This is a genomic window from Clostridium pascui (assembly GCF_016908015.1).
In the GTDB taxonomy this organism is placed as follows: Bacteria; Bacillota; Clostridia; order Clostridiales; family Clostridiaceae; genus Clostridium_AK; species Clostridium_AK pascui.
The window spans coordinates 99,828-113,651 of record NZ_JAFBDB010000001.1; the positions used below are offsets into that span (position 1 = coordinate 99,828).

The 13,824-nt window shown below is 30.5% G+C and carries 14 protein-coding genes and 1 riboswitch; of the genes, 11 read left to right on the forward strand and 3 right to left on the reverse strand.

The window, feature by feature from the left end; all coding sequences use genetic code 11:
• Nucleotides 1-236 precede the first annotated feature (236 nt).
• Nucleotides 237-1,976: a methyl-accepting chemotaxis protein gene (locus JOC70_RS00590; RefSeq protein WP_204596990.1), complete on the forward strand. Its 1,740-nt coding sequence runs from the start codon at nt 237-239 to the stop codon at nt 1,974-1,976.
• A 63-nt stretch (nt 1,977-2,039) separates the two neighbouring features.
• On the opposite strand, the gene JOC70_RS00595 is transcribed toward JOC70_RS00590, so the two are convergent.
• Nucleotides 2,040-2,828, reverse strand: a complete 789-nt coding sequence (locus JOC70_RS00595; protein ID WP_204596991.1) for a hypothetical protein — start codon at nt 2,826-2,828, stop codon at nt 2,040-2,042.
• A gap of 293 nt (nt 2,829-3,121) precedes the next feature.
• Nucleotides 3,122-3,217: riboswitch (guanidine-I (ykkC/yxkD leader) on the forward strand.
• 61 nt (nt 3,218-3,278) lie between these two features.
• On the opposite strand from JOC70_RS00595, the gene JOC70_RS00600 reads away from it, so the two are divergent.
• From JOC70_RS00600 to JOC70_RS00620, 5 genes are all read left to right on the forward strand, one after another.
• Nucleotides 3,279-3,986: a B3/B4 domain-containing protein gene (locus tag JOC70_RS00600; protein WP_204596992.1), complete on the forward strand. Its 708-nt coding sequence runs from the start codon at nt 3,279-3,281 to the stop codon at nt 3,984-3,986.
• 16 nt (nt 3,987-4,002) lie between these two features.
• The gene (locus tag JOC70_RS00605) at nt 4,003-4,692 is read left to right on the forward strand and encodes a radical SAM protein (protein WP_204596993.1); all 690 of its coding nucleotides are present in this window, start codon (nt 4,003-4,005) and stop codon (nt 4,690-4,692) included.
• A 229-nt stretch (nt 4,693-4,921) separates the two neighbouring features.
• A complete protein-coding gene (locus JOC70_RS00610) occupies nt 4,922-5,521 on the forward strand; it encodes a class I SAM-dependent methyltransferase (RefSeq protein WP_204596994.1) in 600 nt (199 codons plus the stop codon).
• A 59-nt stretch (nt 5,522-5,580) separates the two neighbouring features.
• Nucleotides 5,581-6,168 (forward strand): hypothetical protein, encoded by a 588-nt coding sequence (locus JOC70_RS00615; protein WP_204596995.1) that lies wholly within the window; start codon nt 5,581-5,583, stop codon nt 6,166-6,168.
• Between the two features lie 30 nt (nt 6,169-6,198).
• Nucleotides 6,199-6,711 (forward strand): hypothetical protein, encoded by a 513-nt coding sequence (locus JOC70_RS00620; RefSeq protein WP_204596996.1) that lies wholly within the window; start codon nt 6,199-6,201, stop codon nt 6,709-6,711.
• Nucleotides 6,712-6,855: 144 nt separating this feature from the next.
• Here the strand turns inward: JOC70_RS00620 and JOC70_RS00625 are convergent, their stop codons facing one another.
• Entirely contained in the window at nt 6,856-8,313 is a 1,458-nt protein-coding gene (locus tag JOC70_RS00625; protein ID WP_204596997.1) for an NADP-dependent glyceraldehyde-3-phosphate dehydrogenase, read from the reverse strand.
• Between the two features lie 334 nt (nt 8,314-8,647).
• On the opposite strand from JOC70_RS00625, the gene JOC70_RS00630 reads away from it, so the two are divergent.
• The 3 genes from JOC70_RS00630 (at nt 8,648) to JOC70_RS00640 (ending at nt 10,411) form a co-directional block, all read left to right on the forward strand.
• Entirely contained in the window at nt 8,648-8,989 is a 342-nt protein-coding gene (locus tag JOC70_RS00630) for a hypothetical protein (RefSeq protein ID WP_341534856.1), read from the forward strand.
• Entirely contained in the window at nt 8,976-9,542 is a 567-nt protein-coding gene (locus JOC70_RS00635) for a hypothetical protein (protein WP_204596998.1), read from the forward strand. Before JOC70_RS00630 ends, JOC70_RS00635 begins: the two co-directional genes overlap by 14 nt.
• 308 nt (nt 9,543-9,850) lie before the next feature.
• Entirely contained in the window at nt 9,851-10,411 is a 561-nt protein-coding gene (locus JOC70_RS00640) for a flavodoxin family protein (protein ID WP_204596999.1), read from the forward strand.
• Between the two features lie 41 nt (nt 10,412-10,452).
• Here JOC70_RS00640 and JOC70_RS00645 read toward each other — a convergent pair whose 3' ends face one another.
• Nucleotides 10,453-11,556, reverse strand: coding sequence for a PRK06851 family protein (locus JOC70_RS00645; RefSeq protein ID WP_204597000.1), 1,104 nt, complete (start codon nt 11,554-11,556; stop codon nt 10,453-10,455).
• A 320-nt stretch (nt 11,557-11,876) separates the two neighbouring features.
• Between JOC70_RS00645 and JOC70_RS00650 the strand changes: the two genes are divergently transcribed.
• The gene (locus JOC70_RS00650) at nt 11,877-13,277 is read left to right on the forward strand and encodes an aldehyde dehydrogenase (protein WP_204597001.1); all 1,401 of its coding nucleotides are present in this window, start codon (nt 11,877-11,879) and stop codon (nt 13,275-13,277) included.
• Between the two features lie 82 nt (nt 13,278-13,359).
• Nucleotides 13,360-13,740: a winged helix-turn-helix transcriptional regulator gene (locus tag JOC70_RS00655; protein ID WP_341534832.1), complete on the forward strand. Its 381-nt coding sequence runs from the start codon at nt 13,360-13,362 to the stop codon at nt 13,738-13,740.
• Nucleotides 13,741-13,824 lie beyond the last annotated feature (84 nt).

A 13,824-nucleotide genomic window follows, 5' to 3' on the forward strand; every position in this document is an offset into this window, starting at 1 on the left:
AATATATTGTTCCTGTAAGGAAAGGTGATATAGTAGCTATCAATTTGTGATTTAAGCTGCTATTTTTTTGAACTTTTTCTATAAGCAACACTATATTATAAACAAATAGGTATTAAAATTATGAGTTTATTTTTACTTAACATGGAATTAACAGGAACATAAAGAATCATTGCTATAATTTCTATATTATCTAAGTTAGAATGGTAATGGAGTATATTTTTAGGAGGTAGGTTAAAATGAAAGGCGGAAAAGGAATAAGCGTAAGACTATATGGATTAATAGGATTTATCATGATATTTATACTTATTATCACCAGTTTTTCATGGATGACATTTAAAGATTTTAATGAAAAACACAAAAGCAGGTTACAAATAACTGCTGAATATATAAATATGGTTGATGAAACAAGACAAGCTCAAGTTGATTTCAAGAAACAGGTACAGGAATGGAAAAATACCTTGCTAAGAGGACATGAGCCTGAAGCTTTCAAGAAATATTACTCTCAGTTTTCAAAGGAAAATGATAATGTTAAGTCACAGCTATTAAAACTTAAGGAAGACATGGCAAAACAAGGTATGGATACTTCTCCAGTTGATACATTACTTAGCAATCATAAAGAACTATATGATAAATATAGCAAAGCAATTAAAAGCTATGACCCAAATAATATAGAAAGCTACCGCATAGTAGATGGATTGGTAAAAGGCATTGACAGAAAACCTACTGATGATATGGATTTATTAGTAAAACAAATACAAGATAAAGCGAAGCTAGAAATGGAAAAAATGATAAAACAATCCGATATTGATGCAAAAAATTTTAATAGAAATCTAATGTATATCTTAATTTTTGGTATCATTTTAATTATTTTCTTTACTGTTTTGATTATCTCTACATATAAAGGTATTACAAAGTTTATAGAACAATTTAAGATATTAATGGAACAAGCAGAAAATGGGGATCTTATCATTAGTGGAAAAATATATAAAAAGGATGAATTAGGTGAAGTTACAGAAAGATTTAATAGATTTATTGATAAAATTAGAGATTTAATTTATGAAGCTAAAGATACAAGCATAACTGTATCAGCATCCTCTAAAGATATAATGAGAGCCTCTGACCAAATTAGTACATCTGCAGAAGAAGTTGCAGGAACCATAGTGAGCATAGCAGAAAATGCATCAAAACAGGTTGAATTAGCGGAACAAAGTGATAAAGCAGTTCATGGTGTTGTACAAGGATTAAATATCATAACCGAAAATACGGTATATATTAGCGAACTTGCAAACAAGGCAATGGAAACTGTAATTAGTGGGACTACAAGCCTAAAAGAGCAAGGTGATAGAATGACTAATACTAAGAAAGTATCGCAAAATGTAACAGATGTAGTCTCTGACCTATCTACTAAATCCAATGAAATAGGAAAGGTTGTAGAATTTATAAATCAAATTACAGGGCAAATAAATTTATTATCATTAAATGCCTCCATAGAAGCAGCCAGAGCAGGTGAGGCTGGTAGGGGCTTTACAGTAGTAGCCAATGAAGTGAAAAAGTTAGCAGAATTATCAAAGGAATCTACGCAAAGGATAAGCAGTTTAATAGAAGAAGTACAAGATGATATTGAGAAAGCTGTAGATGAAGTAACTAATGTAAAGGAATCAATAGAAGAACAGGAAACTTCACTTGAATTAACAGATAATTCATTTAATCTTATACAACATTCTGTTTTTGAAATGGCAAATAAAATAAAAGAAGTTGCCGATGAAACAAAGGGAATTAGTGAAAATGCAGCATCTGTGGAAAAGTCCATAAAAAATATGGTAACAATGATAGATCAAAATACTTCAGTTACAGAAGAAGTTGCTTCTGTAACTGAAGAACAGACAGCTTCTATCGAAGAGGTAGCATCTTCTATGAATCATCTTGCAGAGATGTCAAATAGTTTATGTGAGTCACTAAATAAATTTAAAGTATAATTAATAATATTCAGGGGTTAGCAGGATAACTAAAAATGCAGCGTAAAAATTACGCCGCATTTCTTATATTACATCATATTTGCTTATAAGAGTGTATACTTCTAAAACCGCTCTATTAACTATTGCTCCAAAGTAAGCTAATATGATAATATCAGTTATAACTCCCAGGGTTCCTAAGCTTCCCAGGAGATATACAACTATGTTTAATAATGAAAAAATCACTCCATAATAAAATGCCATTTTTATTGTTAATCCTAAATTATTAAATAAAAATGAAATTCCTTTCTTAAAATTATCATTTAACCTTCCGCCATCAACAGCGATAGAATATTCCACGTACATAAATATAAAGTTCATAATCGCTAAGAATGCAAATCTTTTATTAACAATTCCCAAAGCAAAAGGTATAAATTCAATAATATGCAGTATAAAAAACTTATACCAATTTTCATTTCCATTTATAAAAAAATCTCTAATCCCTGGCCTGGATTCCTCTTTAGCACTTATGACGCTGAAATATCCGCTGCTTATGAAGCTTGTTATCAAAATAAAAGTAATCATAAGAAACACATTAAACAAATTGAATTCGTATATGATGCCTCTAAGTCCCCTAATATTATTATATTGAAATAGCGGCGATGGAAAATCTTCTAATAAAAAGCTTACACTTGGAGGGGCTGGTATAATACCTATCTTTATTGTAAATAGTTTTGTAATTGGCAAATAATTTGTTTTATAAATAAATTGATATGAAAAGAGCTGTGTCAGATTTAAAAATATAGGAATGCCTATAATCCAAAGAAATTTATTTATAAATTCTCTACCGCTTCTAAATCTATCTCCTAGCTCCATATGACATCTCCTTTTATTTTTATAGTTTTGTAATATAATTAAATTATACCACATTATGGAGATAAAATGGCATTGTGATAGGGCTAGGAGAAACATTTTCTATATAGAAAGTGTTATGATAATATAAGATTTATAAAAGATTAATATATTACGGAGAATTATGCCTATATGACATGCAGCCCGTATTTGAGTGAGAATACGTGTGAATAAAATAATATCAGATTAATATTGTGTTGATTCAAGTTTCATATTGTGCTAAAATTCATTTATATTTGCAAATTATAATACTATATAGTTTAGTTTTCTAGGGTTCCGCAATTTATCATTGGCAGGTCCGAGAGAAAACGCACAGTTTACTGTGTACACGGAAGGATAAAAGCCTGGGAGATATTTAGTAATATTTCCATGGGCTTTTTTTATTTTAAAATTTTTAATACTGGAGGTATTTTGATGAAAAAGTTTGTCATTGAAGATTCATTTTGGAGTCTATTTCTTAATGCAAAGATCGGGATTGTTATTTGTTGTGGTATAGATAATTCTATAAAAGATAAAGATCAATATGCAGAAATGATCTCAGAGGCAGAAAAGGAAGCATTAAAGCATTTACAAAATGAAGAATTTAGTAAAAATGATGTAATAAAAGTATGGAGAGAAGCATTCCAAAAATTTAAGACAAAGAAAGGTGCAAGATCATCCATAGAGGCATTACTAAAAAGAGTTCATAATGGAAATCACATAGGAACTATTAACCCATTAGTTGATATTTATAATTCTATTTCACTAAGATACGCATTACCCTGCGGTGGGGAGGACATTGATACATTTGCAGGGTGTATAAGATTGACTGCGGCTGAGGGAAATGAAGATTTTGTTACATTAGGAACAGATAAAAGTGAACCACCATATGAAGGTGAAATAATATATAAGGATAATGAGGGCGCAATTTGCAGATGCTGGAACTGGCGTGAATCAGTAAGAACAATGCTTACCGAACACACAACTAATGCTTTTTTATGTATTGAATTAATTGACGAAAGTAGATTAATAGAATTTGAGAACGCATTAAAAGAACTATCAAAAATAGTACAAGATAATTTAGGTGGAACAAGTAAGATTTCAATTTTAGATATTAATAATAAAGAAGTAGTAATAGAGTAACTTTGGGAGGATAGGAATGGCTGGTTTTAGTTATAAAGAGATCTATATTGAAGATGGTAAGAGGGTACTGGAGGTAAATATACTGCCAGAAAAGTATTGCAATTTTGACTGTATATTTTGTCCTATTGGAAGGTCATATAATAAAGTAGATAAACAACAGTCCTTTAATGAAATGAATGACTCATTAAGAGAACTAGAAGGTATGATAGGAAATAATAAGATAGAATTAGTTTTTATTAATTCAAAGGGAGAGGCTCTTGTAAATAGCAAAGTTAGTGATGTTATTCACCTAATCAAAAGTAAGGGAGTACCTGTAAGGCTTTTATCTAACGGCTATTTATTAGGTAGGGATGAATATATACAAATAACCAATAAGTGTGATGAAGTTATTGGAGAGATAAAAGCAATTTCAGAAGAAGATTTTCAAAAGATTCAAAGACCAATTGAAGGATATACACTAGAAGAATATATTTCAAATATGATTTTATTTAATAAACAGTATAAAGGAAAATTCATCTTAGAAGTAACAATCATCAAGGGCTATAATGATACAGAGGAAGCTGTTAATAAGATAAAAAATGTTATTAAGGAGTTGTCTCCAGACAAGATAATTGTTGAAAGAATGAATGATGAAAAGTTTAAGAAAAAACTTGGTATATCTGATGAAAGATTCGATGAAATTTCAAAGGCATTACTAAATATATAACTATACTAATGAAAAATATTTTTATAAGCGCAACTATATTATTAAGCAACATAAAAATATATATGTTTTAAAAGTTTTATAGGGTTCCGCTCATTAATTTAAGAAGTCAAAAATAAAAGATGCTGAGTTAGGTATAGCTTAACTCAGCATTTGGGTATTGTTTTAAAACAATGTTATAATTGGAATATAAGAGTAAAAAAGGCAAAACATATAGACAGGAGGCTATGATATGGAGTATATGGGAAATGAAGAATATTGGGATGAAAAATTTGCTAATAGAAGTGACAATCCATTAAGTCCAGAAAAATCAATAGTTGACAATATAGAATGCTTTAAAAAAGGAACTGTCCTTGATATAGCGTGCGGTGATGGTAGAAATGCTTTATTTTTACTTAAGAAAGGTTTTAGAGTTACAGGAGTAGACTTTAGCAGTAAAGGGCTTGAACGCTTGAATATGTTTGCTAAAAGAAATAGTTATTTAGTAAATACAATGCAAATTGATTTAACTATGCCAAATTGTTTAGATGATATTGGAATTCACGACAACATTTTAATTAATCATTATAGATTGAATAAACAGCAACTTAAAGATATTGAAAGTCATATAACTGACGGAGGTATTTTATTTGTTTGTGGTTTTGGACATAAGCATAAAGCTGATTTTAAAATTAGAAAGGAAGATTTAATCCAACCAACTGATTTTCAAGATATATCAAAGTTCTTTGAGTTAATTGAGTATATTGAAAATCAAGATGATAGGGGATTTTTTGTTACTTATATTTTCCGGAAAAGAAAAAATAAGACACAAGTTTCTTATGTGTCAACATAACTATATACTATATGATGATAAATTATATAATGAATTTGGGGTAAAGGGGGATAGAATTTATGAAAAAGAAAGTGATATTCATTGTATTAGTATTAATGATTGTCCCGTTATTTTTAGCTATTAAATTTAATACTGGTGCAAAAACAATAGAAGAGGCAATAAGTCCACCTGGCACAAAGCCAATAAGTATTATTCATGAAGAAAAAAACGATAAAGGAAGCATAGTATTTAGCTATATTTCAGATGGTAATGGATTGTACACTGCGGTTGTAAGAAAAGGTATAGGTGGATATAAAACTGCTTACAGTGGCGTACAAATGGATATAAAACTCGTTTCAAGTAAGTTTGGTATATCGCATATCTACTTTCCTAATGTAGAAAAAACCGCACTTCCAATATATTTTGGAGTAATTGGAAATCCTGATATTAGTGAAGTAAAAGTTATTGAGAGAAAAAGAAATATTGAAGATAAAGCAAAAATCATTAATGCATATGGGACTAGAATATGGCTTGTATATATGGATAAATTTCAGGGATCAGATTTTGATATTATTGGCCTTTCATCAGATGGTAAAGAATTAATTAAAATAGACAGCAATATATATCCGTATTATGCAGAGCAAAAACCATTTAAAGGTTATAGATAATTCATAAAAATTGTTTATCAGGGGGAGAAAATGAAAAAGAAGTTTATTTTTATATTTTTAGTGTGTATTGCATTTTTAATTGGGTGTTCGAAAGAAGAAACATTCGGGAATTTTTTTAACACAAGTATACAGAAGATGCACGAAGGAGAAAAGAATTTTTCTTATTCACTCATCCATACAGAAATGAATGTTATTCATGAAAATGATGCTATTGCGGTATTTGTAGAAAATAGATCACAAGAAGATGTTATTTTTATTGGATATTTTGAAAAAGAAAATAATAAGTGGAATTGGAGGCGTACACGAGGAGCAAAATGGAATTCGCCTATTAACTGGACTTTAATAAATGATACGCCACACATATATTCAGGAGCAATTAATGACAAATCTATTTCTAAAGTATTGGTAGGTAAAGAACAAGCAGAAATAATAGAGGTTGAAGGCGATAAAAGATTCTGGTATGCCGTCAATGATGCCAAAGATATTCAAGTTAAATTTATAAAAAATGATGGTACTGAAGAGATAATAAAGGAACTTAAGTAGAACTTTCCGAGTGTTCCATAAAAATCAACTATTTATATTTTGTAACACATTCTTACTTATAAAACTCTCAGCATTATTTAAAAACTAATTAAAATAATTATGCTGCTGATAAGCATGTTTTATCAGCAGCTTTACCTTAAGTATTTACTTATCTAAATTTATAACTATAGCCTTAGGTCTAGTCATAGCTTCAATGCTGTATTTTATACCTTGGGTACCCATACCAGAAGATTTAACTCCTATAAATGGGAAGTGGTCTGGGCCTCTTTCAGTTTTGCCGTTAATTTGAACAGAACCAACCTCTAGTTTTTTTGCTATATAAAAAGCATTGTTAATATCCTTTGTAAATACAGAAGACTGCAGGCCATATTCGGATTTATTTGCTATTTCTATGGCTTCATCCATATCTTTTACCCTTATTATAGGTACAACTGGACCAAAGGGTTCTTCCCATGCAAGCCTCATATCCGTAGTTACATTGTCAAATAGCGTTGGATAGATTAGATTTTCCTTTCTTTTATTTCCTGTAACTAAGGTTGCTCCTTTATTAATTGCATCATCAATTAATTCCTGAACAAAATCTGCAGATCTTTTATCTATTAAAGGTACAATAGTGCAATTATCCTCTGGACTTCCCACCTTTAAACTTTCAATCTTAGTTTTTAATAAAGGAACCAATTTATCTGCTACTTCATCAGTGGCAAGTATTCTTTTAACAGCGGTACATCTCTGGCCAGAATAAGAATAGGCACCAGAGACAATATCAGATGCAGTTTGCTCTAAGTCAGCATCTTCAAGGACTATAGCAGCATCCTTTCCTCCAAGTTCCATAAGCAGGGGAACCATAGTGGAAATGCTGGCAATATGTTTTCCAACCGCTGTACTACCAGTAAAGTTAATAAAATTAATCCCAGGATGTGTAAGTATATAATCTCCTATGTCTGAGCCTCTTCCTGTTATTGTATTCATTACTCCTGGTGGAAGACCTGCCTCATTTAATGCCTGTGCTAAGTATAAGGCACTAATGGAACCCTGTGTTGGTGGTTTTAATATAACTGTATTTCCTCCAATTAATGCTGGTGCAATTTTTGAGCCAGATAAATTAATTGGATAATTAAAAGGTGAAATTGCGAGAACTGTTCCAAGGGGTACCCTTGTTACAATTGAAATTTTATTTTGTGTTCCACCTGGAAATTTATCTCCCATAATTGATTCGCCTTCTAAATTTTTTCCTGCATCAGCAGTAAATTTAAAAAAATCAGCAGTTCTTTGCACTTCTGAAATGGATGATTTTCTATCCTTTGCTATTTCACGTACCAATATTTCAGCTATTTCTTCTTTGTTTTTTTCTAATATGTCTGCTGCCTTATGAAGAATCTCAGCTCTTTCATTGATAGGAGTTTCAGCCCACTTTACTCCTGCTTCTTTAGAGTTTGCTATAGCTCTATCAATTTCTTCTTTGCTCATAGCCTGAACTTTTCCAACTAAGGAGTCGTCTACAGGAGATTTTATTTCAATTAATTTATTTGATGAGCTTTCAATCCATTTACCATTGTAAAGACTTTTATAGATTATATCATTGGTAAAAATCTTCTTGAACATATTATCACCTCTTGTTTTTACATAATTACTACACTTGATAGTTTAGCTATTTTTAAAGTTTTTAAATATATTAGTAAGTAACTATTCTTTAAAGTTATATGTTTATTCAAATAATGAATATGCTAAAATATAGATAAAAAGTTCAGTATAAAAAGAAAGCATTCTATTGCTATAAATTCTTATAAAGGGGGTAGATGTCATTAAGGGGTTAAGAAGAACAATAATTGCAATTTGTTTAATTATACTTACTACAACTGGGTTTACAAGTTTACCAGAGAGTAAATATTGTAATGAAAACCTTAAGACACTGGTTAATACAAAAAAGGCTCAGGTAATTGAAGTAGGAAAGGAAATGAAAATAGACAAGGATACTATATTAATTAAAAGAATTGTTAATACCGAAGACAAAACATATATTAGATATGCATTTATAAGGTTTGAGCAAGGATGGTCTTTTAGCCAAGGTGCTATTAATATATTTGATGATAAAGGAAAGCAATATCAATACAAAGGCGGTCAGTCTTCAGGAAAGGTATGGGGACAGGATGGATTAATTAATACTGATAGAATAGATGAAGGCGTAAAATATATAATACTTAAACTAGAATGGTATGATAGGAAAAGTGAAATGAAAATTTCACTTGGGAAAGAAGGTGAAAATAATGAAGCTAAATAAGAAACATAGCGCAATTATGGAATGGATTATAGCCATAGCACTTGTAGTAATATGCTGGAAGTGTTCAATTTTATCTTATGGAAGTTTTTCACCTGTAAAGGCACATGAACAGTCAGAGAGGACATATCATTATGGGCCTTCGAAGATAATTAAAACTATAGACTTAGATGGAGGAAAAATATATTTATGCCGATATAAGGATTGGTTTTCGGCAAATACCGTTAGAAGAGGAGTAATTAAATGGTACCCAGGCGACCAAGTGGCAGGAACTCTAATAGATTATTCAAAACAAGTATCTTATAGTTTGTCTGGCTCAAGAATTAAAGAAGATGCAATGATAATAGATATATATGGCTATGTAAATGACCCCAAAATAACTACGATATTGCTTGAAGATAAAAGTAAAGCAAATTCATCAAAATATGCTTTAGATGAAAGCAAAATGTTCATTTTCTATTGGAATGAAGATATGCAAAGCGGCAAAGTAAAATATTTAAAAGGTTTAGATAGGAATGGGAAAATAATTTATGAAGAGAAGTTTACTGTTTTTTAAGCGTGTAATGAACAATCTTCAGATGACATGGATAATGTAAAATTAATAGTTTACGTCTTGACCTACTTATCAATGGCTTTTACTATTTTTATTGTTGAAAGCATTACAAGAATAGATTTTGAGGGATATGCAATTGGTATATCAGAAATGGTCTTATTTACTCTACTGTTACTACTAGCAAAAGCAGCAATTAAAGATTTTAGGGCAACAATTGATATTCGTATTATTAGTATTATATTATGTAGCGATAGTACTATATTGTGATATAGTTATATATTATGAGGAATTACATGAATGGAGAATTAATTATGAAAAAAATAGTAGCTTTTGTTGGAAGTGCAAAACATAATGGCAATATTGATAGCATTGTAAAAAAGATATTAGAAGGTTCAAGAGAAAATGAATTAGAAACTAAAATATATTACCTAAATGATATGAACATAAAAGGCTGCCAGGGCTGCTTATACTGTAGAAAACATGATACTTGCTGTATTAACGATGATATGCAATCGGCTTATGTAGATATAAAGTCAGCAGATATCATAGTAATTGGTTCGCCAGTATATATGTGTCAAGTATCTGCGCAAACTAAATTATTATTGGACAGACTGTACCCTTTAACAGAAATAAATATGGGAAAACATATACCAAGGTTTGGTGAAAAACAGTTAATAATGGTTTATTCTCAAGCTGCACCATTTAAACTTATATTCCATAAATATTTTAGATATTTATCTAAAAGTCTAAAAGGTATTGGGTTTAAGGAAGTAAAACGAATTGTAGCAACAAAAGCATTTACTCCAGAAGTTTCAAGAAACAATATGAAATTAATGAAAAATGCATATGAAATAGGTAAATCATTAAAATGATAAATTGATAAAGGGTTGATTAAATCAACCCTCATTTTGGTTTACTTACTTTCTAAATATTCTTTTTCATATATTTCAATTTTCTTTATAATATCCTCTTTAACTGAATCAAGCTTTGCGAAGTCCATATTTGGAATATAGCTTTTCTCCATCTCGTCATGAAGTGATTTAGCACTAGCTATGAGCGTAAGAGCTTTATTTATAAGCTTATAGAAATAATCTTTACATACTTCTATTTCATCTTTATATTTATTGATAACATTAGGGTTTAGGCAATCTTCAGTGGAAATTTGAATTCCTTCAAAGCTTTTTTGATTTATTTCGTTTGATGAAATAATAGCAACACTTAAATCTGGAATAAGTATGTGTTCTATTCTTTCAGGAATAAATGGATCATGGAATACTTCAACATAAAAACCGCGTTTTAATGCTCCTTTAGAAATATAATTCATTATTTCGCTTTTTCCTGTTCCGGGTCCGCCATTTAAAACATAAATATTTTTATAATCTTTATAAAGAGTATCTACAAAGGTTATAATGCCATTTGGTGTAAAGGCAGTTGCAAATAAGTGTCTATCAAATCCTTGACGGGTAATAGGGGAATTTCCAAGTATTTTTTTCTTTAAGTCTTCTTTTAAAGCATTAAGTTTTGATATATTTAGCGCTTCATTATTAAAATTGCTCCAATCATCGTGAACCATCTTCGCAGCTCCCAAATACCTGTAAGCTCGTCTGAAAGTTTTTCCTACTTCTTTGTTTATGTCAATAATAGTTCGCCTATGATTTTTAAATCCTTCCTCATTCCAGCATTGTCCCATGTTGAGTATTTCATCTACTGCTCCTGGATTTACTGGGTCTACCACATGTGGTGCTGTTCCATCAAGTAATGCAACATTAATATCTTTTATCACAACACCATCAAGAGAATTATTGTCTGAAGAACAGTGATGTAATTCAACATCGTATCCCTTATCATTGAAATAAGCTGCTACACTTTTCATTAATGAAGATTTTCCTGTTCCTGGGCCGCCTTTAATGCATATTATTCTTCTCGCTTCCTCTTGACTTAAAATGTACCTATAAAATGAATAAAAACCTTTTGATGTATTTCCACCTGGGAAAACATCTCGTAATTTACCTTTCATAAACTCACACTCCATAAATTCATAATAATAATTTATATTATGTAGAAGTTTCGTAAAAGGTGCCTTTCATACATATAAAAATTTATCTTTTTTTGACTTTAAAAATAGATAAATGTTTGCAGTATTGGCAGCCATCTATAAAATTTGAATAGGTATAAAAATCAAGTGGAATTCCGGAACTAATTTCAATTATAATTATTGTATTACTTCATTTATGGGAAAAACAAATGATGATTTCCATTGCAGAGTATCTAAGGAATAATAATAGTCTATAATAGTCAATAAGATGTTGATTTTGGATAAGTGAAAGGAAAAATACTATGAACACGGAAGAACTAAGTACACAAGATGTAGAGCTGATTTTAGAAGAACAGAAGAAATATTTTAATACACAAGTTACCAAAGATATTGATTTTCGAATTAAACAATTGAGAATATTAAAACAAAGTATAAAAAAGTATGAAGAACAGATATTAAAGGCACTCAATAAAGATCTTGGAAAACATAAAAATGAAGCCTATATGACAGAAGTTGGATATGTATATAATAGTATTACCCACGTGATAAAAAATTTAAAGAAATGGGCAAGACCTGAAAAAAGGCCAACACCAATTTATCTAATGCCTGCAAAAAGCTATATTATAAGTGAACCCTATGGATCTGTGCTTATAATAGGACCATACAATTATCCATTTCAATTACTTATTGAACCATTAATAGGGGCAATGGCAGCTGGGAATACAGCCCTTTTAAAGCCATCTGAAATGACACCCAATGCATCAAAGGTTGTTAAAGAAATGATTGAAGATGCCTTTGATAAGGAATATATAGGGTGCGTGGAAGGTGGAATAGATACAAATACATCATTAATTAATGGAAAATTTGATTATATCTTCTTTACTGGTAGTGCTGCTGTAGGAAAAATAGTGATGCAGGCAGCAGCTAAGAATCTAGTTCCAGTTACTCTTGAACTTGGTGGGAAAAGCCCAGTTATTGTTGAGGAAAGTGCCAATATTAAAGAGGCAGCAAGAAGGATTATATGGGGAAAGACAGCTAATGCAGGGCAAACATGTGTAGCACCTGATTATGTTGTGGTACATGAGAGGGTAAAAGATGAACTTATTACAGAAATGATGAATGCACTCACAGAGTACTATGGAGAGGATATAGAGAAAAATGATTCCTTTGGAAGGATTGTAAATGGAAGACATTTTAATCGTATTAAAGCTATGCTTGAAAAGGATAAGGATGGCATTGTATTTGGTGGACACTGGAATGAAGAAGATAGGTATATTGAACCAACGTTAATAGAAATATCTTCTGAAGATGCAGCTACTATGCAGGAAGAAATATTTGGGCCTGTTCTTCCAATTATGACATATAAAAATTTAGATAATATAATAACAAAGATTAGAAATTTACCTAAACCACTAGCACTTTATTTGTTTACAAGAAATAAAAGAGTTGAAAGTAAAGTGTTAAGCGAGATAAGTTCTGGAAATGCCTGTGTTAATGATACAATTATGCATACTGCAAATCCATACCTTCCATTTGGAGGCGTTGGTAATGCAGGAATAGGTGCTTATCATGGCAAGGACAGCTTTGTTACATTTTCACATAGAAAAGGAATATTAAAGAAGCCTGCGGGTATAAATAATTCCATTATATATCCTTCATTTACAGAGAAGCAGTTAAAGTTAATTAAGAAACTTTTTAAATAGGTTTCATATCTAGTGTTTTACAAGTAAGCACTTAATTGAGCTATAGTATCGAAAAAGATACTTAAAATAATGAGGTGATAATGTGATAAGTGATGAAAAAAGACATGAAAGTTGCTATATGAGTGAGGAATGTATAAAGTATGATGTTTGCCCAATGGCTCTTGTTCAGAAGCTCCTGTCAGGTAAAAGAAAAATTATGATACTATGGTATTTAAGTAGCAAAGTATTGAGATTTAATGATATAAAGAAAAAGCTACCAGATGTAACGCAGAAAATGCTTACTCAACAATTGAGAAGTTTGGAAGAAGATAAGCTTATTTTCAGGCATGTTTACCCTGTTGTTCCACCAAAGGTAGAATACGGATTAACTGAATTTGGTAAAAAAATCATACCTATACTTGAAATGATGCATGAATTTGGAGTAGAGTATTTAGAAGCTAATCTGCAAAAAGATAATATTTAGTCCATTATAATTAATCATATTTTAAAATTTGCAAAAGCTAAAGGAAGCAAACGAGGATAAAATAAAAACTAATTGAAGCAACCA

What these genes read in the sequence shown, in the direction of transcription:
- JOC70_RS00590 (WP_204596990.1), top strand. Translation starts at nt 237, where the DNA reads ATGAAAGGCGGAAAAGGAATAAGCGTAAGACTATATGGATTAATAGGA.
- JOC70_RS00595 (WP_204596991.1), bottom strand. Translation starts at nt 2,828, where the DNA reads ATGGAGCTAGGAGATAGATTTAGAAGCGGTAGAGAATTTATAAATAAA.
- JOC70_RS00600 (WP_204596992.1), top strand. Translation starts at nt 3,279, where the DNA reads ATGAAAAAGTTTGTCATTGAAGATTCATTTTGGAGTCTATTTCTTAAT.
- JOC70_RS00605 (WP_204596993.1), top strand. Translation starts at nt 4,003, where the DNA reads ATGGCTGGTTTTAGTTATAAAGAGATCTATATTGAAGATGGTAAGAGG.
- JOC70_RS00610 (WP_204596994.1), top strand. Translation starts at nt 4,922, where the DNA reads ATGGAGTATATGGGAAATGAAGAATATTGGGATGAAAAATTTGCTAAT.
- JOC70_RS00615 (WP_204596995.1), top strand. Translation starts at nt 5,581, where the DNA reads ATGAAAAAGAAAGTGATATTCATTGTATTAGTATTAATGATTGTCCCG.
- JOC70_RS00620 (WP_204596996.1), top strand. Translation starts at nt 6,199, where the DNA reads ATGAAAAAGAAGTTTATTTTTATATTTTTAGTGTGTATTGCATTTTTA.
- JOC70_RS00625 (WP_204596997.1), bottom strand. Translation starts at nt 8,313, where the DNA reads ATGTTCAAGAAGATTTTTACCAATGATATAATCTATAAAAGTCTTTAC.
- JOC70_RS00635 (WP_204596998.1), top strand. Translation starts at nt 8,976, where the DNA reads ATGAAGCTAAATAAGAAACATAGCGCAATTATGGAATGGATTATAGCC.
- JOC70_RS00640 (WP_204596999.1), top strand. Translation starts at nt 9,851, where the DNA reads ATGAAAAAAATAGTAGCTTTTGTTGGAAGTGCAAAACATAATGGCAAT.
- JOC70_RS00645 (WP_204597000.1), bottom strand. Translation starts at nt 11,556, where the DNA reads ATGAAAGGTAAATTACGAGATGTTTTCCCAGGTGGAAATACATCAAAA.
- JOC70_RS00650 (WP_204597001.1), top strand. Translation starts at nt 11,877, where the DNA reads ATGAACACGGAAGAACTAAGTACACAAGATGTAGAGCTGATTTTAGAA.